At 73.5% G+C, this 18,478-nt stretch carries 19 protein-coding genes and 1 pseudogene; 7 read left to right on the top strand and 13 right to left on the bottom strand.

From position 1 onward, the window contains the following. Positions 1 to 33 precede the first annotated feature (33 nt). Complete coding sequence (locus tag KBX63_RS24880; protein WP_210915105.1) at positions 34 to 969, top strand: LD-carboxypeptidase; 936 nt, start codon at positions 34 to 36, stop codon at positions 967 to 969. A 19-nt stretch (positions 970 to 988) separates the two neighbouring features. Here KBX63_RS24880 and KBX63_RS24875 read toward each other — a convergent pair whose 3' ends face one another. Continuing rightward, entirely contained in the window at positions 989 to 1,873 is an 885-nt protein-coding gene (locus KBX63_RS24875) for a virginiamycin B lyase (RefSeq protein ID WP_210915101.1), read from the bottom strand. A 231-nt stretch (positions 1,874 to 2,104) separates the two neighbouring features. On the opposite strand from KBX63_RS24875, the gene KBX63_RS24870 reads away from it, so the two are divergent. Continuing rightward, positions 2,105 to 2,581 (top strand): hypothetical protein, encoded by a 477-nt coding sequence (locus tag KBX63_RS24870; RefSeq protein WP_210915098.1) that lies wholly within the window; start codon positions 2,105 to 2,107, stop codon positions 2,579 to 2,581. A gap of 48 nt (positions 2,582 to 2,629) precedes the next feature. On the opposite strand, the gene KBX63_RS24865 is transcribed toward KBX63_RS24870, so the two are convergent. From KBX63_RS24865 to glnA, 4 genes are all read right to left on the bottom strand, one after another. Beyond that, the gene (locus KBX63_RS24865) at positions 2,630 to 3,010 is read right to left on the bottom strand and encodes a VOC family protein (RefSeq protein WP_210915096.1); all 381 of its coding nucleotides are present in this window, start codon (positions 3,008 to 3,010) and stop codon (positions 2,630 to 2,632) included. Between the two features lie 151 nt (positions 3,011 to 3,161). Continuing rightward, complete coding sequence (locus KBX63_RS24860) at positions 3,162 to 3,854, bottom strand: YafY family protein (RefSeq protein ID WP_210915095.1); 693 nt, start codon at positions 3,852 to 3,854, stop codon at positions 3,162 to 3,164. A gap of 66 nt (positions 3,855 to 3,920) precedes the next feature. Beyond that, positions 3,921 to 4,346 (bottom strand): DUF350 domain-containing protein, encoded by a 426-nt coding sequence (locus KBX63_RS24855; RefSeq protein ID WP_210915088.1) that lies wholly within the window; start codon positions 4,344 to 4,346, stop codon positions 3,921 to 3,923. 87 nt (positions 4,347 to 4,433) lie between these two features. Beyond that, positions 4,434 to 5,783, bottom strand: coding sequence for a type I glutamate--ammonia ligase (gene glnA / locus KBX63_RS24850; protein WP_210915264.1), 1,350 nt, complete (start codon positions 5,781 to 5,783; stop codon positions 4,434 to 4,436). A gap of 257 nt (positions 5,784 to 6,040) precedes the next feature. On the opposite strand from glnA, the gene KBX63_RS24845 reads away from it, so the two are divergent. From KBX63_RS24845 to KBX63_RS24835, 3 genes and pseudogenes are all read left to right on the top strand, one after another. After that, positions 6,041 to 7,798: an NAD+ synthase gene (locus tag KBX63_RS24845; protein ID WP_210915085.1), complete on the top strand. Its 1,758-nt coding sequence runs from the start codon at positions 6,041 to 6,043 to the stop codon at positions 7,796 to 7,798. A gap of 155 nt (positions 7,799 to 7,953) precedes the next feature. Further along, entirely contained in the window at positions 7,954 to 8,799 is an 846-nt protein-coding gene (gene panB, locus KBX63_RS24840; RefSeq protein WP_210915081.1) for a 3-methyl-2-oxobutanoate hydroxymethyltransferase, read from the top strand. A 158-nt stretch (positions 8,800 to 8,957) separates the two neighbouring features. Next, a pseudogene (locus tag KBX63_RS24835) lies at positions 8,958 to 10,204 on the top strand (DUF222 domain-containing protein); the annotation flags it as partial. Positions 10,205 to 10,546: 342 nt separating this feature from the next. Here KBX63_RS24835 and npdG read toward each other — a convergent pair. The 4 genes from npdG to KBX63_RS24815 all read right to left on the bottom strand — a co-directional run bounded on the left by npdG (position 10,547) and on the right by KBX63_RS24815 (position 14,076). Then, on the bottom strand, positions 10,547 to 11,245 hold the full coding sequence (npdG, locus tag KBX63_RS24830; protein WP_210915079.1) for an NADPH-dependent F420 reductase: 699 nt from the start codon (positions 11,243 to 11,245) through the stop codon (positions 10,547 to 10,549). A 140-nt stretch (positions 11,246 to 11,385) separates the two neighbouring features. Continuing rightward, positions 11,386 to 12,816, bottom strand: a complete 1,431-nt coding sequence (locus tag KBX63_RS24825) for an RNB domain-containing ribonuclease (RefSeq protein WP_210915078.1) — start codon at positions 12,814 to 12,816, stop codon at positions 11,386 to 11,388. Between the two features lie 98 nt (positions 12,817 to 12,914). After that, entirely contained in the window at positions 12,915 to 13,790 is an 876-nt protein-coding gene (locus KBX63_RS36270; RefSeq protein WP_305798343.1) for a histone, read from the bottom strand. A gap of 82 nt (positions 13,791 to 13,872) precedes the next feature. Continuing rightward, positions 13,873 to 14,076 carry a hypothetical protein gene (locus KBX63_RS24815; RefSeq protein ID WP_210915075.1) on the bottom strand — a complete coding sequence of 68 codons (204 nt, stop codon included), beginning with the start codon at positions 14,074 to 14,076 and terminating at the stop codon, positions 13,873 to 13,875. A 225-nt stretch (positions 14,077 to 14,301) separates the two neighbouring features. On the opposite strand from KBX63_RS24815, the gene KBX63_RS24810 reads away from it, so the two are divergent. Further along, a complete protein-coding gene (locus KBX63_RS24810) occupies positions 14,302 to 14,799 on the top strand; it encodes an NUDIX domain-containing protein (RefSeq protein WP_210915074.1) in 498 nt (165 codons plus the stop codon). Between the two features lie 10 nt (positions 14,800 to 14,809). Here KBX63_RS24810 and KBX63_RS24805 read toward each other — a convergent pair whose 3' ends face one another. The 3 genes from KBX63_RS24805 to KBX63_RS24795 are packed head-to-tail and all read right to left on the bottom strand — an operon-like array spanning position 14,810 to position 17,027. After that, the gene (locus tag KBX63_RS24805; protein ID WP_307871823.1) at positions 14,810 to 15,808 is read right to left on the bottom strand and encodes a hypothetical protein; all 999 of its coding nucleotides are present in this window, start codon (positions 15,806 to 15,808) and stop codon (positions 14,810 to 14,812) included. Continuing rightward, positions 15,802 to 16,134 carry a PadR family transcriptional regulator gene (locus KBX63_RS24800; protein WP_210915073.1) on the bottom strand — a complete coding sequence of 111 codons (333 nt, stop codon included), beginning with the start codon at positions 16,132 to 16,134 and terminating at the stop codon, positions 15,802 to 15,804. Before KBX63_RS24800 ends, KBX63_RS24805 begins: the two co-directional genes overlap by 7 nt. Before the next feature lie 20 nt (positions 16,135 to 16,154). Next, positions 16,155 to 17,027: an AraC family transcriptional regulator gene (locus KBX63_RS24795; RefSeq protein ID WP_210915070.1), complete on the bottom strand. Its 873-nt coding sequence runs from the start codon at positions 17,025 to 17,027 to the stop codon at positions 16,155 to 16,157. A 148-nt stretch (positions 17,028 to 17,175) separates the two neighbouring features. Here KBX63_RS24795 and KBX63_RS24790 point away from each other — a divergent pair, with 148 nt between their 5' ends. After that, positions 17,176 to 17,838 (top strand): GrpB family protein, encoded by a 663-nt coding sequence (locus tag KBX63_RS24790; protein ID WP_210915068.1) that lies wholly within the window; start codon positions 17,176 to 17,178, stop codon positions 17,836 to 17,838. A gap of 44 nt (positions 17,839 to 17,882) precedes the next feature. On the opposite strand, the gene KBX63_RS24785 is transcribed toward KBX63_RS24790, so the two are convergent. Further along, on the bottom strand, positions 17,883 to 18,455 hold the full coding sequence (locus KBX63_RS24785; protein WP_210915067.1) for an N-acetyltransferase: 573 nt from the start codon (positions 18,453 to 18,455) through the stop codon (positions 17,883 to 17,885). Between the last annotated feature and the right edge of the window lie 23 nt (positions 18,456 to 18,478).

Here is an 18,478-nt window from a genome sequence, read left to right as displayed (position 1 = left end):
TGACGGACAGCGGAGTCGATAGGCTCTGCGGTTGTGATCAGCGAGGACCCGACCGTCGTCCGCCCGCCCGCGCTGCGCCCGGGTGACACGGTGCTGCTGGTGTCGCCGTCCGGGCCGACCTCGCCGGAGCGGGTGGCCCGCGGGATGGAACTGCTCACCGGCTGGGGCCTGCGGCCGGTGCCGGCGCCGAACGCGTACGCCCGGCAGGGCTACCTGGCCGGTACGGACGAGCTGCGCGCCGCCGACCTGAACGCGGCGTTCGCCGACCCTCAGGTGCGCGGGGTCATCTGCACCCGCGGTGGGTACGGGGCCCAGCGGGTGGTGGACGCCATCGACATGGCCGCGGTCCGCCGCGACCCGAAGGTGGTCGCCGGCTTCTCCGACATCACCGCGCTGCAGTTCGCGCTCTGGCGGGGCGCCCGGCTCGCCGGGGTGCACGGCCCGGGGGCGGCCTGGCGGGATGAACGCACCCCGCTGCGCTCGGCCGAGTCGCTGCACGCCGCGCTGATGACGACCGAGCCGGTGACGGTCACCGCGGTGGACGGCGAGGAGACCTATCCGGTCCGTGTCCCGGGTCGGGCCACCGGCACCCTGCTCGGCGGCAACCTGTGCATGATCGCCGCGTCGATCGGCACGCCGGACCTGCCCGACCTGACCGGGGCGGTGCTGTTGATCGAGGACGTGCAGGAGCCTCCGTACAAGGTCGACCGGATGCTCACCCACCTGCGCCGGGCCGGCGCGCTGGACGGTTTGGCCGGGGTGGCGGTCGGTCAGTTCACCGACTGCGCCGACGGCTGGGACACCACGATCGTCGACGTGCTCGGCGAACGCCTCGGTGGCCTCGGCGTGCCGGTGCTCGGCGGGTTGCCGATCGGCCACGGCCCCGGTCAGCTCAGCGTCCCCGTCGGGACGCAGGCCACCCTCGACACCGGGACGGCCACCCTCACCGTCTCCCCCGCCGTCGCCTGACCGCCCTCTCCCCCAGCGGTCAGGGGGTGAGGCGGGCCAGGCGGCCGCTTTCCAGGGCCGCGTAGATGCTGCCGTCGGGCGCGACGGTGAGGCCGTGCGGCTCGGAGTTGGGGGTGGGCAGCTCGTAGGTGTCGACCCGGCCGGTCGCGTCGACGTGGCCGATCCGGTTTCCCGCCCACTCGGTGAACCAGGCGCCACCGGACGGATCGGCGACGATGGCGTGCGGCCGAGCCGTCCGGTCCGGCAGCGGATACTCCTCGATCCGACCGTCGGGGGTGATCCGCCCGACCTGACCGGCCGCGATCTCCACGAACCAGAGCGCCCCGTCCACGCCCGCGGTGATACCGACCGGCGCGGCGCCCGCGGTGGGCAACGGGTGCACCCGTACGGCGCCGTCCATGCCGACCCGGGCGATCGCGTTCCCCTGGTTGAGGGTGCACCAGACGGCGTCGTCCGGCCCGGCCGCCACCATCGAGGCGAACGCCCCGGAGACCGGCAACGGCACCTCGGTGACCACGCCGTCGGTGCTCACCCGTCCGACGGTGTCGGAGTTCATCCCGGCGTACCAGAGGGCGCCGTCCGGGCCCGCGGCGATGCCGCACGGGCCGGTGCCGGCCGGTACCGCGACCTCGTTCTGCTGCCCGTCGGTGGTGATCCGGCCGATCCGGTCGTCGCCGGAGCGGGTGAACCAGAGCGCGCCGTCCGGACCGGACGTGACGATCAGTGGCCGGCTGCCCGGATCGCCGGCCGGCCAGCGGCGCACCGAACCGTCCGCGTCCATGCGGGCGATCGCGCCGGCGTGGACCAGGGTCAGCCAGAGCGCCCCGTCGGGGCCGGTGGTGATGCCGTACGGCCCGGCGTCCGGGTCGGTGATCGGGAGTTCCCGGATCGGTGTGGACGTCACGAGAGGCTGCCTTCCGTCGATGGGATCCCGGTCGACCGGGCCCGCGCGGCTCGGCCCCGGGGGCTCGGCGAGGATCCACCCTCACCCATCGGACGTACCGAGGCAACCGGTTTGTCCGACTCCGCAGCCCGGATTGCCAGCTGGCGGACAGCTTCGGCACGGGTTCCACCCAGCCGGAATGGTCACTGTCGGTGATGACCTCGCAGCATCACCGAGCATCTGGAGGAGAGCATGTCCCGCACCATCCGTAAGAGGCACCTGCTGGCCGGCCTGGCCACCGCCGGCGTCCTCGGCGTGGGGATCGCGGCCCCGACGATCGCGTTCGCCGCGGACGCCACGCCGACGCCGAGCGCCAGCAGCACCGCCGACGGCTCGGGCATCTCGAAGGCCGACCGGCAGGGCGAGTTCGCCGAGGCGCTCGCCAAGGAGCTGGGCGTCTCCGCCGACAAGGTGACCGCCGCGCTGGAGAAGGTCCGCGAGCAGCAGCGCGCCGACCGGCCGGAGCGGCCGTCCACCGAGGACCGGCAGGCCGCACTCAAGGAACGGCTGGACCAGGCGGTCAAGGACGGCAAGCTCACCCAGGAGCAGGCCGACGCGATCACCAAGGCCGTCGAGGCCGGCGTCTTCCCCGGCCCGGGCGGCCACCCGGGCCCGGGCCACCGCGGGCCGGGCGGGCACGGCGGCTTCGGCGGTACGGCCGGCAAGTGACCGTCGGCGGCCCCGCCCGGTCGGGCGGGGCCGCCACCGACCAGACGGTCAGCCGGCGGGGGTGGGCGGGGGCGCGAACACGCCGAGGTGGTTGCCGGCCGGGTCGAGCAGATGGGCGAAGGTGAGCCCGCTCGGGGCCGTACGCGCCGGCACCAGCACCTTGCCGCCGGCCGCCTCGGCCCGCTGGCAGGTCCGGGCCACATCGGCGACCTCGGCGTAGAACACCGCGTAGTTCGGCGACGTCCCGTCAGTCGCCCGGATCGCCCCGCCGATTCCGGCGTCGCCACCGGCCCCGGTCACGCGGTAGGACCCACCGTTGGCGGCGCCCTGCTCCTCGAAGGTCCAACCGAACAGCTCGCCGTAGAAGCGCTCCGCCTCCTCCGGTCGATCGGTGCCGATCTCGAACCAGGTGATGGGCGTCGTGGACATCTGCTGCCTCCAGTTTCCCGTGCCGGCCCGTTCGGCCGCCGTCACGAGCAGTCTCGGAGTCGTTGGCGACAGCGTCCTGTCGGTGTTTCCGCATCACCCGACGGGGTCCGCACCGGCGGCGGCGGTGCGCGACGCGGCCCCGCCGTCGGTCTCAGACCAGGCTGAGCCGTCGGACCCGCTCGTGCGGGATGTCGAGATCCGCCGGGCGCAGCTCCCGGGCCACCACCTCGGCCAGTGCCCGCACGTCCCGGATCCGGTCGGTGCGGAAGCAGCGCAGCTCGTCGCGCAGCCGGCACCAGGCGAGCAGGTACCAGTGTCGAGCGTTGCCGAGATAGCCGAGCGGCTCGACGTCGCGTAACGAATCGGCGCCGCCGCGGTCGGCGTACCGGATGCGCAGCACCCGCCGCGCGGCGACCGCGTCGGCGACGATGGCCGGGACGGGCGTGGCCGGCCCGTCGCCGATCAGGTGCACCCGGCCGGCGAGCCGGTGTGCCTCGGCCGCGTCGGCGGCCGGCAGCACCGCCACCAGCTTGCGCAGCGCGGTGGCGCCCGGCCCGGCGAACGGCGTGCCGGCGAGCCGGTGCAGCGCCACGGCCATCGCCACCGCCTCGGCGGCGGTGAGGTTGACCGGGGGCAGGGTGCGGGCGCGGTCCAGCACGTAACCGCCGGTGCGCCCGGGCTCCGCCCAGATCGGCACGCCGGCCTCCTGGAGGGCGCCGATGTCGCGCTCGATGGTCCGGCTGCTCACCTCGAAGCGCGCGGCCAGCCAGCGGGCGCTGCGGGGCCGCGGCGACATCGCCCGCAGCTCCTCGACCAGGGCGTAGAGGCGGTCCGTGCGGTTCATGCCCGGCACGCTACGGCGGGGGTACGACGACCGCGCCCAGGCGATGCGGCCTCGGGCGATGCGGCTTCAGGCGATGCAGGCGCAGACGATCAGCGCCGCGCCGAAGTGGGTGGCGGCGCTGACCCGGGCCGCCGGGTGCGGATCGGGCGAGCAGATGACCTCACCGAGCTTGCCGGGGGTGAGCAGGTCGAGCACCACGAAGGCCAGCGCCATGATGGCCAGCCCGACCAGCCCGAACACCACGGTGGAGGCGAGCCCCTTGCCGAAGTCGCTGTAGCTGGTGAGGATCGCGGTGAAGACGATCCCGGCGATGCCCAGCTGGTTGGCGGCGAGCAGCAGCCCCGCGTTGGCGTTGCGGTCCACCCAGATCAGGTCCCGCAGGCGGCCGGGAGTGAGCAGGTCGACCAGCCCGAACCCGGCCGCCATCAGCCCCACGCCGACGACACCGAACACGACGCTCTGCCAGGCACCGCTGAGCAGATCCTCCAGCACCGACTGCCTCCCGACTCTCCGCCCGGAGGGGTACCGGCGCGGTGATCGAGACGATAGCGGCAGCGCGCAACCGCGTCAGCCCCGTGCCTACAGCGCCAGGTAGCGCTGCCGCTCGTACGGGGTGACCTCGCGGCGGTACTGCTCCCACTCGGCCCGCTTGTTGCGCAGGAAGAAGTCGAAGACGTGCTCGCCGAGCACCTCGGCGACCAGCTCCGATTCGGCCATCACGTCGATCGCCTCGGCGAGGTTCTCCGGCAGCGCCTCGTACCCCATCGCGCGCCGCTCGGCGCTGGTCAGCGACCAGACGTCGTCCTCGGCGCCCGGCGGCAGCTCGTAGCCCTCCTCGATGCCCTTCATGCCGGCGCCGAGCAGCACCGCGAAGGCGAGGTACGGGTTGGCCGCGGAGTCCGGCGAACGGACCTCGACCCGGGCCGAGTTGGGCTTGCCGTACGCGGGCACCCGGACGAGCGCGGACCGGTTCAGGTGACCCCAGCAGACGTACGCCGGGCTCTCGGTGATCCGGTCCGGCAGCGCCTGGGGGAAGAGCCGCTTGTACGAGTTGACCCACTGGTTGGTGACCGCGGTGTACTCGCGGGCGTGCACCAGCAGGCCGGCGATGAACGACTTCGCCACCTTGGAGAGCTTCATCGGGTCGCCGCCGTCGTGGAACGCGTTGCGCTCCCCCTCGAACAGCGACAGGTGGGTGTGCATGCCGCTGCCCGGCTGGTCGGTGAACGGCTTCGGCATGAAGCTCGCCTGCACGCCGGTGGAGAGCGCCACCTCCTTGACCACGTGCCGGAAGGTCATGATGTTGTCGGCGGTGGTGAGCGCGTCGGCGTAGCGCAGGTCGATCTCCTGCTGGCCGGGGGCGACCTCGTGGTGGCTGAACTCCACCGAGATGCCGATCCGCTCCAGCGCCAGCACGCCCTGCCGCCGGAAGTCCCGGGCGACGGCGTGGGTGGTGTGCTCGAAGTAGCCGCCGGTGTCCACCGGGACGGGCACCGAGCCGTCCTGCGGGCCGTTCTCCAGCAGGAAGAACTCGATCTCGGGGTGGGTGTAGAAGGTGAACCCCTTCTCGGCGGCCTTGGACAGCGCCCGGCGCAGCACGTGCCGCGGATCGGCCCAGGAGGGCCCGCCGTCGGGCAGCAGGATGTCGCAGAACATCCGGGCGCTCTCGCCGCTGACCCCGCCCTCGAACGGGAAGACCTGGAAGGTGGTCGGGTCGGGCATGGCGACCATGTCGGATTCGAAGACCCGGGCGAAGCCCTCGATCGCCGAGCCGTCGAAGCCGATGCCCTCCTCGAAGGCGGCCTCCAGCTCGGCGGGCGCCACCGACACGCTCTTGAGCGTGCCCAGCACGTCCGTGAACCACAGCCGGACGAACCGGATGTCCCGCTCTTCCAGCGTACGGAGGACGAACTCCTGCTGACGGTCCACTGCCACCCCTCGCAACACCTGTTTGCCATCACCGGCCGGATCGGCCGGGCCTGACCGACCAGTCTCCACGGGCCTGGTTACGCCGACGTTACGCCAACGCCCGGCAGTCGTCCTGCCGCGCCCGCCGAGGTGCCCGCGTGCGGGCGGCGACCCGACGTGCGCCGGCCCGCCGCCGGTTGGCTGAGCCCGCTCGGGCGTGGCCCGCATCTCCCGCCGGGCGACGTGTCCGCCCCGACCGGCTGGGGCAAGATGAGGGCATGCCCACCCTGCGTCTCGCCCTGTCCCAGGTCAACCCGAGCGTCGGCGACCTCGCCGGCAACGCCGACCTGGTCCGCAGCTGGACACGCCAGGCCGCCGACGCCGGCGCCCAGCTGGTGCTCTTCCCGGAGATGATGCTGACCGGGTACCCGGTCGAGGACCTGGTCTTCCGGCGGTCCTTCGTCGCCGCGTCCCGGGCCGCCCTGGAGCGGCTCGCCGCCGACCTCGCCGCGGACGGCCTCGGCGAGCTGCCGGTGGTGGTCGGCTACCTGGACGCCGACGGGCCGCCGCAGGTCAGTGGGGACGCCGAGCCGGGCCGGGGCGCCCGCAACGCCGCCGCCCTGCTGCACCGCGGCGCGGTGGCCGCCCGCTACTTCAAGCACCACCTGCCGAACTACGGCGTCTTCGACGAGGACCGCTACTTCATCCCCGGCGACACGCTGACCGTGGTGCGGATCGGCGGGGTGGACGTCGCGCTGACCATCTGTGAGGACCTGTGGCAGGCCGGCGGCCCGTTCGCCGCCGCCCGGCAGGCCGGGGTCGGCCTGGTGGTCAACATCAACGGCTCGCCGTACGAGCTGAACAAGGACGACATCCGGCTGCCGCTGGTCCGCCGCCGGGCCGCCGAGGCCGGCGCCGCCATCGCGTACGTCAACATGATCGGCGGCCAGGACGAGCTGGTCTTCGAGGGCGACTCGATGATCGTGGCCGCCGACGGTGAGCTGCTCACCCGGGCCCCGCAGTTCGTCGAGCACCTGCTCGTGCACGACCTCGAGCTGCCGGCCGCCGCCGAACCACCGGCCGCGGAGGCCGTCGCGGACGACCTGCGGGTGGTGCACAGCACGGTGGACGCCATTCCGCCCACGCCGTCCGGCCCGGCCTCGGTCGGCGGGCTGATCGAGCCGGTGGCCGACGAGGCCGAGGTGTGGCAGGCGCTGGTGCTCGGCCTGCGCGACTACGTCAACAAGAACCGGTTCCCGTCGGTGGTGCTCGGCCTCTCCGGCGGCATCGACTCCGCGGTGGTGGCCGCGCTCGCCGTCGACGCGCTCGGCCCGGGCCGGGTGGTCGGGGTGTCGCTGCCCAGCCAGCACTCCTCGGAGCACTCCCGGGAGGACGCCGCCGACCTGGCCAAGCGCACCGGTCTGGATTACCGCGTGGAGCCGATCCAACCGATGGTGGACGGCTTCCTGGCCAACCTGTCGCTGTCCGGGGTGGCGGTGGAGAACCTCCAGGCCCGGGTACGCGGCGTGATCCTGATGGCCCTGTCGAACCAGGAGGGCCACCTGGTGCTGACCACCGGCAACAAGAGCGAGCTGGCGGTCGGCTACTCCACCCTGTACGGCGACTCGGTGGGCGGCTTCAACCCCATCAAGGACGTCTGGAAGACGCTGGTCTGGCGGCTGGCGAAGTGGCGCAACGCGGACGCGATCCGGCGGGGCCAGACCGCCCCGATCCCGGAGAACTCGATCGGCAAGCCGCCGAGCGCCGAACTGAGCCCGGGCCAGCTGGACAGCGACACCCTGCCCGACTACGACGTGCTGGACCCGATCCTGATCGGCTACGTCGACGGCGACCTCGGCCGGGACGGGCTGGTCGAGTCGGGCCACGACCCGGCGGTCGTGGACAAGGTGCTGCGGCTGGTGGATACCGCCGAGTACAAGCGACGGCAGTCCGCTCCGGGCGCGAAGATCTCGATGAAGGCGTTCGGGCGGGACCGCCGGCTGCCGATCACCAACCGGTGGCGCGAGCACGGCTGAGCCGCCCGGGTGCGCGCCGGGCCGTGGCCCGGTCCGGCGCCACGCCGCGGTGTAGTGACATCTCGCACTGCGCTCTGCCGTCATCCCGTCCCGCGGTGCGACGATCGCTGCGGAACCCGGGGACCGCGCAGGCGGCCTCGAGGAAGGAGACAGTGATGGTGGAGTCCACTCCGAACGAGGTGACCGCCCTGTACGGCGGGCCGGCCACGCGACGGGTCCGCACCCGCGACCTGATCGCCGCCAAGGAGCGCGGCGAACGGTGGCCGATGCTCACCTCGTACGACCAGTACACGGCGGCGATCTTCGACCAGGCCGGAGTCCCGGTGCTGCTGGTCGGCGACTCGGCCGCGAACAACGTGTTCGGCTACGAGACCACCCTGCCGGTCACCGCCGATGAACTGCTCCCGCTGGTGCGGGCCGTGGTACGGGCGACCCGGCAGGCGCTCATCGTCGGCGACCTGCCGTTCGGCTCGTACGAGGAGGGCCCGGCCCAGGCGCTGCGCACCGCCGTGCGGTTCATGAAGGAGGGTGGCTGCCACGCGGTGAAGCTGGAGGGTGGCCGCCGCTGCGCCGCGCAGATCGCCGCGATCGTCGGCGCGGGCATCCCGGTGATGGCGCACATCGGCTTCACCCCGCAGAGCGAGCACACCCTGGGCGGTTACCGCGTGCAGGGCCGGGGCGACGCGGCCGACGAGGTGCTGGCCGACGCGCGGGCGGTGGCCGAGGCGGGCGCGTTCGCGGTGGTACTGGAGATGGTGCCGGGTGAGGTGGCCAAGCAGGTCACCCACGAGCTGCCCATCCCCACGGTCGGCATCGGGGCGGGCCCGGCCACCGACGCGCAGGTGCTGGTGTGGCAGGACATGGCCGGCCTGCGTACCGGCAAGGCACCACGCTTCGTGAAGCGGTACGCGGACCTGTCCGGCGCCCTCACCGACGCCACCCGCCGATTCGCCGACGAGGTCCGCGGCGGCGAGTTCCCGGCCGCCGAGCACACCTTCTAGAACGCCCACGGCCAGAACCGTCCACGGCAGGGGCCGGCCGGCCGGCATTCTGCTCACCTGCCGGCCCAGCGCCGCTACCTGACACCGCAGCAGCGCGGGAGGCAGCGGCAGCGGCAATCGGGACTGAACTTGTCGTACACCTGTTCTAGCCTCGGGTCGTGGTCGAGGAGTTGGCGCAGGCGGAGGGCGCGGTGGCGGCGTGCCTCGACGTGGCCACCTGGGCCGTCGCGGAGCACGAGCTGGTCGCGGCGCTCGACGCCGCGCACCGGCTCGAGCAGCGCCTGGCGGCGGTGCGGCTGGCCCTGGTGCGCGAGCTGGACGGCGGGGGCACGGCCGGCGCGCAGGGCGCGTCGTCGACGGCGGTCTGGCTCCGAGATCGGCTGCGGCTCACCGTCACCGCCGCCCGGCGGCTGGTCGACCTCGCCGGCACGCTGGACGCCGGCGCCCCGGGCGTGCGCCGCGCGCTGGCCGACGGGGCCATCAGCGTGGAGCAGGCCCGGGTCATCGGCGACACGGTCAGCACCGTGCACGCCACCGCCGGTGCGGAGGCCGCCGACAAGGCGGTCGGCGTCCTCGTCGAGTGGGCGGGGCAGTTCGACCTGCCCTGCTCCGCAGGCTGGGCACACGGATCCTCGACCACGTCGCTCCGGAGGCCGCCGAGACCGCCGCCCGTGCCGCGTTGGAAGCCGAGGCCCACCGGTCCGCCCGAGACCGTCATGTCACGCTGTCCGAGCTGCACGACGGCCGCCTGCGCCTGACCGGCAGCCTGGACGCCGAGGCGGCCGGCCTGCTGCGCGCAGCGATCGAACCGTTGACCGCACCGTCGAGCCCGGACGACGCGCGTACCCCGGGGCAACGCCGGCATGACGCGCTCGCCGACCTCTGTCGGCTCAGTCTCCGCACGGGTGAACTACCCGAGCACGGCGGCGAGCCCGCCCAGGTCGTCGTCACCACCAGCTTCGACGGTCTGGCCCGGCAGCTCGACGTCGGCACCCTGGACACCGGCCTCCGGCTCACCCCGGAGACGGTGCGCCGGCTCGCCTGCGACGCGGGCATCCTGCCCGCCGTTTTCGGCGGAGCCGGTCAGCTGCTGGACGTGGGCCGGCAACGCCGGCTCGTCACCGGGCCTCTGCGGCGCGCCCTGGTCCTGCGGGACCGCGGCTGCGCCTTCCCGGGCTGCGACCGCCCGCCCCGCTGGTGCGACGCCCACCACATCCGACACTGGGCGGACGGCGGCGGCACGAGCCTGGCGAACGCGGTGCTGCTCTGTGCGCACCACCACCGACACATCCATCGCGGCGACTGGGCCGTCCGGCTGGGCGGCGACGGTCACCCGGAGTTCGTTCCGCCGGCCTGGCTCGATCTCGACCGGCTCCCCCGCCGCAACCAGTACCACCGGCGCACGTGCGGACGACCCTCGACCAACGACAAGGCGGCAGGTCGACGAGTCAGGCACCCGGCCATCGGACGCCGCCCGTCGCCGTCGAGCCGACTCAGGGCCGCCGAGCGCACCCACCGGCAGACAGACTCACCGGTGGGTGCCCGGCAGTGCGCGCAGGCCAGGAGCCGGCTTCACCGCCACGGAGCCGCGCCAGCGTGCGGCGGCCACAGCGGCGTGCGGCGGCCAAGCGGCAGACAGGTTCGCCGGTACGCGGCCCCGGCAGACGGGCTCGCCGGCGGCTGCGCGCTCAGCCCACCTACAAGGTCAAGCCAAGCACCACCTTGACAGCCGATCCCCGATAGGGAATCAGAGGTCGGTGACGCGGATGCCGGCGTGCGCCTTGTACCGCTTGTTGATGGCGATCAGGTTGGCGGTGAACGCCTCGATCTGGTGGGCGTTGCGCAGCCGGCCGGCGTAGATGCCGCGCATCCCGGGGATCCGGGCGGCGAGCGCGCCGACCACGTCGACCAACTCGCGGTCCTCGGTGCAGATCAGCACGTCCAGGTCGATCCGGTCGACTTCGGGGTCGGCCAGCAGCGGGGCGCTGACGTGGTTGAACGCCGCGCAGACCCGGGAGTCGGGCAGCAACGCGGCGGCCTGCTGCACGGCGCTGCCCTCGGGGACGGTCAACGCGTACGGGCCCTGCTTGTCGAAGCCGAGCGGGTTGACGCAGTCGACGACGATCGTGCCGGCGAGCGGCTCGGCGAGAGCGGCGACGGTCGCGGCGTGCCCGTCCCACGGCACCGCGATGATGACCACGTCGCTGCGGCGGGCGACCTCGTCGTTGGCGGCACCGGTGATGCTGGCGTCGGCTGGCATCCGGGGCAGGGCGGCGATCTCCGCGGCGGATTCGGCGGCCCGCTCCGCGGACCGGGAGCCGATCAGCACCGTCTGCCCGGCCCGGGCGAACCGGTAGGCGAGGCCCCGCCCCTGGTCGCCGGTGCCACCGATGATGCCGACCGTCAGCCCGGACACGTCGGGCAGCGTGCTCGCGTCGTATGCCATGGGCTCATCCTCGCAAACCGCCCGGTCCGACAGCAGCGCCAGGCGCTGTGACAATCCCCGCTGCCGCCGGTCAGGCGGGCTCGAAAGACTGTGCGAGCCGCGGGTCAGGCCAGCTCGCACAGGCCGAGCGGGCGGCCGGGTCAGGCCAGCTCGAACAGGACCGTGCGGGTCGCCGGGTCGGCGGTGACCAGCCGGACCCGGACCCGTTCGCCGAGCGGCAACTGGCCGAGGCAGCGGGCGCGTACCGGTGGGGCGTCCAGGGCCACCGTTCCGCCGGGCGGTCGGGGGCGGGAGCGGCCGTTCGGTGGGGCGTCCACGTCCAGCACCGCCGCGTCGAAGGTCTCGCCCACCCGGTGCGCCAGCAGCACCGCCTCGGCCAGTTCGACAGCGCCCCGGCTGGCCGCCGAGGCGGTCCGGTCGGTCGTGGCCATCACCTCGGGCAGTCGGGGCAACGCGGCGCGCGCCCAGTCGGGCACCGGCCGGCCCGCGTGCAGGGCCAGGCAGACCTCGGTGGCGTACCGGTCGGCCAGGCGCCGCAACGGCGCCGTGACGTGGGCGTACGCGGCGGCCACACCGCCGTGCTCCGGCCGCTCGGGCAGCGTCCCGTCGAACGCGGTGTACGCCGCGCCGCGCATCAACTCGGCCGCCTGGTCGACGAACGCGGCGGCTCGCGGCTGGGCGGCGTCCAGCCCGGCGATCACCTCGCCCGGGCCCATGCCGTCCGGCCACTGCACGCCCAGCGGCGCGGCGGCGGCCCGCAACCGCTGCACCGCCTCCGGCTTCGGCGCCGGCATGGTGCGCAGCAGGCCGATCCGGCCGGCCAGCATGATGTCGGCGGCGGCCATCCCGGTCAGCAGTGAGATCTGGGCGTTGTGCTCCTCCATCGGCACCGGGCCGCGCAGCACCAGCCGCCAGCCGTCGCCGTCGGGCTCCACGTCCTGCTCGGGCAGCGGCAGGTTGATGGCGCCACGACGCAGCCCCCGGGCGGTCAACCGGTCGCCGATCTCGGGCAGCAGCGCGATCGGCTCGGGCAGCCGCCCGGCATCGGCCGCCGCCTGCACCCCGGAGTAGTCGAGTTTGGCCCGGCTGCGGACCAGGGCGCGTTCCAGCTCGACGGCCACCGTGCCGCCGTCGGCGTCCAGGTCGATGGTCCAGACCACGGCGGCCCGGTCGTCGTCGGGCAGCAGGCTGGCGGCGCCCTCGCTGAGCGTCAACGGGTGCAGCGGCACGTGCCCGTCGGGCAGGTAGACGGTCTGCCCCCGCCGCCAGGTCTCGGCCTCCAGCGCGCCGCCCGGGCTGACGTGCGCGGCGACGTCCGCGATGGCGTACCGCACCCGGTAGCCGCCACCCGGGCGGCGGGCGAGGTGCATCGCCTGGTCCAGGTCCCGCGAGGTGGCCGGGTCGACCGTCACGAACGGCACGTCGGTGCGATCGACGGGCGGCCGCGGCGGTGCGGCGGCCGCCTCGTCGGCCTCCTTCTGAGCGGCGGCCGGAAACTCGTCGGGCAGGCCGAGCTCGCGGCGCAGCGCGCCGAAGTCGATGCGGGGCGCGAGTACGCGTCGGATGACCACGGGTCAATCCTGACAGCGCCGCCGGTGATCCGCTTCCGGTGACCGGCCGAGATTCCCGATCGGTGCGCCGGGAAGTGCCGAGTTGGGGCGACCTACGGTCAGCCGGTCGCCTTCCGGGCGGTGGTCCGGGTGCCGCGCGGGGCGGTGGCCCGGGCGGCGACCGGACGTGCGGGTGACTTGCGGGCGGTCACCTTGCGGGCCGGAGCCTTGGCCGCCACGGTCTTCGTCGCCGGGGCCTTCTTCGCCGCCGCCTTGCGGGTGGTGGTCAACGAGGTGGCGGTCGACTTCGCGGCCGGCGCCTTCTTCGCCGGGGCCTTGCGGGCGCCGCCGCTCGGGCCGGTGGACGCCGTCTTCTTCGCCGCCTTCTTCGCCGGGGCCTTCTTGGCGGCCGTCTTCTTCGCGATGGACGCCTTGGTCGCGGCCTTGCGCGCCGGCGCCTTCGCCGCGGCAGTGGTCTTCCTGGCCGCCGACGTGGTGGTCTTCTTCGCGGCGCCGGTGGTCTTCTTCGCGGCGCTGGTGGTCTTCTTCGCGGCGCTGGTCGTCTTCTTCGCCGTGCCCGCGGTCTTCCTCGCCGTACCGGCCGCGGTCTTCTTCGCGGTGGCGGCGGTCTTCTTCGCGGTCGCGGCGGTCTTCCTCGCGGTGGCGGTGGTCTTCCTCGCCGCCGGCGCCTGCTTCGCGGCGGTGGTCGTCTTGCGGGTGGCGACCGAGGCCTTCGCTGGCGCCTTCCCGGCCGCGGTGGAGGTCTTGGTGGCGGCCTTCTTCGCCGGAGCCTTGGCCGCCGTGGTGGTCTTCTTGGCCGGGGCACGCCCCGCCCCGCCGGCCGCCTTGCGGGCCGGCGCCTTCGCCGCGGTCGTGGTGGACTTGCGCACCGGGGTGGTCCGGCTCGCTGCCGTGTTCCGCTCCGCCGCGGCGGTCTTCTTCGCGGTGGTACGCCGGGCGGCCGGGCGGGTGGTGGCCTGCTGTGCTTCGGCCATCGTGGTTCCCTCCTTGGGGACGTGCTCTCGCGTGCGTCCTCGCGGAGCACGAAATACCTCGGCGCGGGCCGTCCCGCGCCGTCTACCTGTCCTCCCCGGCCCAACGGGCATCCTCGGCGTCCCACGCCTCGTTCCGCTCCTGCACCCGTTGCAGGGCGTTCTCCGCGTCAGCCGCCGAGTCGTAAGGGCCGAGGACATGCGTCGCGGGGCACACGTCGGCGTCCGTCTCGACCCGGTGGTGTCGGGTGCACCAGTAGAACTGCCCACCACGTCCGCTGTCGCTCATGGGATTCACTGTGCACTGCGATCCAGCCGGCCGCCACCGGATCGCACAAGTCGCCGACCTTCTCCACAGTAGAGCCGCTTTCCGCGCCTCGGGCCTGAACGCCGAAAGAAGTGCAGGTGAGGCGGGTAGGGCGAGGCTTCCGCCGTACCGTCAGCTGATCGGCCTGACGCCGGCGCGGCGTCGCGGGACGGCGGTGGCCGTGGGGTCGCGGCCTATGATCGCCCGATGGCGGTACCGGACTACATCCTGCGGATGCGCAAGCACGTCGGCCACGGGCTGCTGTGGTTGCCCAGCGTCAGCGCGGTGGTCCGCAACGACGCCGGTGAGCTGCTGCTCGGTCAGCGCGCCGACGACGGGCGCTGGTCGGTGATCAGCGGGTTCGTCGAGCCGGGCGAGCAACCGGCCACCGCGCTGGTCCGCGAGGTGCGGGAGGAGACGGGCCTGGACGTGGTGCCGGTACGGCTGTCCAGCGCCGTCTCGCACCCGCACACCTACCCCAACGGGGACCGCTGCGAGTACCTCAACCTGGGCTTCCTGTGCCGGCTGGTGGCCGGCACCGCCCGGGTCAACGACGACGAGTCGCTCGCCGTCCGGTGGTTCCCGCTGGACCGGCTGCCCGAGTTGGACAAGCACGCCCTGCTGGTCATCGCCTACGCGCTGCGCGAGAACCAGTCGGCCGGTTACCTGGAGCCGCGCACGACGTGGTTCGACGTACCCAGCTGAGCTGCGCGGATCAGACCGACGACGGGGTCGGGGTTGGAGTTGGAGTTGGAGTTGGCGCGAGGGCGACCGGCGCGGCGGGCGCCGACCGGGCCGCCCGGATGGCGTACGCGAGCGCGTAGGGCATGCACGCCAGGTAGAGCATGGGTTCCGCCAGCACGTGGTTGGTGATGATGTGGAAGATCTCCCATGGGATGGTGGGCCGGGGTAGGCCGATGTTCCAGTCCGTCCAGGCGGCGAAGAGCCACAGCGGCGCGGAGACCCAGTCGGCGGCGCTGTCCAATGGCGTCGCACCGCTGACCGGGCCAGCGCGACTGCCCGCCGAGATGGCGTCGAGAACGGCGCGGACCACCGCGAGGTCGGCGGCGGCGAGCGCGCCGAGGACGCCCACCCACCAGGCTGCGCGGAGGCGATTCCGGGCGGCGAGGCTCGCCGCGGCCCAGAGGGCCAGCGTCAGGCCGGCCAACCAGAGCAACAGCCCGGGTACGAGGGTGGCCATGTCGTCCGGGGAGATGGCAGACACGAACACGACCGCGGTCGCGCCGATGGGGAGCACCACGCCGAGCGCGATGCGCAGCGGGCCGTCGAGTGCGGTGTGCCGGGCCCAGCGCCCGGCGAACACCGCCAGCAGCACCGCCAACCCGACGGTGAGCGCCGTCCAGATCGGCTTCTGCGCCCGGTCCGACCAGCTCACTCCCATCAGCCAGACCTGGATCGGGTGCAGGGCGTACGCACTGACGACCACGATCCCGACGCAGGCGATCGGAGACAGCAGCAACGCGGCCGCGGTGCGGCGGGCCCGACCGTGAATCATCGTGCGGTCGACGAGCGGGGCGCCGGCCCGGCTGACGGCGAGGCTCACCGCGAAGCCGACCATCTTCGTCCGGCGGCCACTCTCGGCGAGCACGTGCAGCTCGGCGGCCCACTCGCGGCGCAGGTCGTCACGGACGTCGGCCGGCCAGCGGCGCGCGGCCATCTCCAGCAGCAACTCGGCGGCCCGGCGGGTCACCACGCCGGTGCTCCGGTGGCTCCGCCGGCGCCCCAGGAGGGACGACCCTCGGGGATGACGGCCCGCAGGTCGGCGAGCGCCCGACGGGCCTCCGCCACCCCTTGCGCGGTGAGCCGGTAGTAGCGGCGGGCGGGCCGGCCGGCCGCGACGGGGTCGATCGCCTCCCAGTCGGCGGCCAGCCAGCCGGCCGCCCGCAGCCGGTGCAGCACCGGATAGAGGGTGCCGCTCGGCAGGCCGGTCATCCGCATCAGGTCCAGCCCGTACCGCTCCACGCCCGGCTCCGCGAGCAGTGCCGCCAGCACCTTCGCGACCGGAATGGTGATCCGCATCCGACCACTGTATCGGATATCTACATAGGGGTGGGGATCCGTTCGACCGGGATCCACAGTTCCGCGTCCGCCTGGCCGCCGTCCGGCGACACCCGCACCCGGGAGATCTCCGGGCCGGGCCGGCTGCGGTACGGATTGGACGGGAACCACTGGGTGAAGACGTCCCGCCACAGGTACTGCACGGCCTGGGGGAACGCGCCGGAGGTGGTGAAGACCGCCCACGTCCCGGCCGAAACCGGCAACGCGTCCAGGTCGTCCGGCGGTGCGGCGCCGGTGACCACCCCGTGCCAGTAGTCCAGCTCGGTGCCCTCCGCCCGACTGCCGGCGAGGTTGTCGCTGACGTTGACGATCCCGGTCGGCTCCTGATCGGAGAGCGCCTCGATCCGCCCGACCGTCTCCCGGTCGATGCCCTTGATGAACGCGACGATCGCCGGGTTCATCCCCTCGTGCACCAGCGGGACCCGGGCCCTGCGTCCCACCAGGGTGAACGCGTCCTTGCCGACGATCCGATACTCCATGCTGCCGCTCCCTTCGACGGTGAGACGGAAGGACATCCGGGGCTGGGCGCGCAGCGCCGCCCCCGTACGCCGGGCCTCGCCGGGCGTCACGCCGTGCACGGCGTGGAACGCACGGGCGAACGCCTCGGCGGAGCCGTAGCCGTGGCGCACCGCGATGTCGAGCAACGTCCGCTCCCCCGCCAGCACGTCCGCGCCGGCGACGGTGAGCCGCCGCCGCCGGATGTACTCGGACAGCGGGATGCCGGCCAACGCGGAGAACAGTCGCCGGAAGTGGTACTCCGACGTCACCGCGATCCGCGCCAGCTCGGTCACCTCGATCCGCTGGTCGAGGTGCCGTTCGATGTGCGCCATGGCCTCGTTGAGCCGCTCCAGCACCCGGGCCTCCTTCCCTTTCGAGCACTGACGCTAGGCGGCGGGGCAGGTGCCGCACCCGACATCCGGTGCCCGCAACGGTCGGGTGGCGCTGACCCCCGGATCGCCGGCCGCGACCGCGGCGATCTCCGGTGTCGTACCCTGGCGGACTTTGATTCTTCCGGAGGTTGACGTGGCCGAGTATCCGCAGGACGTCGTGCAACGCTTCCACGGCAGCCCCGAGCAGGTGGGCGCCGGCCTGGTCGGCGAGCCACCACGGACATGGCAGTCGGTCGTCATCGAGGACTACGACCCGGCCTGGGTGAATCGGTTCTGTGCCGCCCACTCGGTGCTCACCGACGCGCTGGGTGGCCTGGTCATCGGTGTGGAACACGTCGGGTCCACGTCGGTGCCGGGGCTGGCGGCCAAGCCCATCATCGACATCGACCTCCTCATCGAGGACACGACCGACGAGTCTCGTTACCTGCCTGCCCTGGAGAGGCTCGGGTACCGACTCGTCCTCCGGGAGCCGTGGTGGCACGGGCACCGGATGCTCGTCAGTCCCGGGGAGGACGTCAACCTGCACGTCTGGCCGCAGAATGCGCCCGAACCCGTCCGGCACCGGCTCTTCCGCGACTGGCTGCGGTCGCATCCGGACGACCGGGAGCGGTACGCCACGACCAAACGCCGCCTCGCGCGGGACACCGCGCAGCGGCCCAGCGACTACAGCCTGGCGAAGAACGACGTCATCGACGAGATCTACGCGCGCATCTTCGCCTCGTCAGGAGCAGTGGTGGTCGAACCGCCGGACGGGGCGGTCCGCACAGGCGAATAGGCGCTGGGCCCGCCGATCACCGGACAGACGCGGAATCGCCGGGGTCAGCGGATCGACTGTTGCATGATCCAGGTGGGCAGGGGGTCCGGCACGGAGCGGACCACCTCCCAGCCGGCGCGGCGGTACAGCTCGACGTTGCCGGGGTTGCTGGTCTCCAGGACCGCCGGCAGGCCGTCCACGGCGGCGCGGCGCAGTCCGGCCCCCATCACGGCGCGGCCCCAACGACGACCGGCGCTGTCGGGGTGGGTGCCCAGGACGCCGAGGTACCAGAACGGAGAATCCGGCAGAGCGTCGTGCACCGCCTCGTCATAGGCGTGGACGCGGGCCAGGACGTCGGCGGGGAGCTGCCCGGCAAGCATGTCTTCGTACGACCCGGGTTCGGTTGCCGGGGGCTCCCAGATGGCGACCGAGGCGCCCTGCCCGACCATCCAGATCGTCTCCTTGTGCACCCGCTTGTCGAAGAGGTGCCCGAAGAAGGCGGCGGTGTACCGCGGGTAGGTCGCCTCGTCAGGGAACAGGTACCGCAGGACGGGGTCCTTGGTGAACGCGGCGACCAGCGAGCCGATCACCTGGCCACGGTCCGCTGGAGTGGCGATGGTGATCTCGGGTGCCGTCACAGCAGCCGATGCTATCGCGGGTC

The sequence above is a fragment of the Micromonospora sp. U21 genome (assembly GCF_018070045.1).
GTDB lineage: Bacteria > Actinomycetota > Actinomycetes > Mycobacteriales > Micromonosporaceae > Micromonospora.
This window is presented reverse-complemented; position numbering and strand designations above follow the sequence as displayed.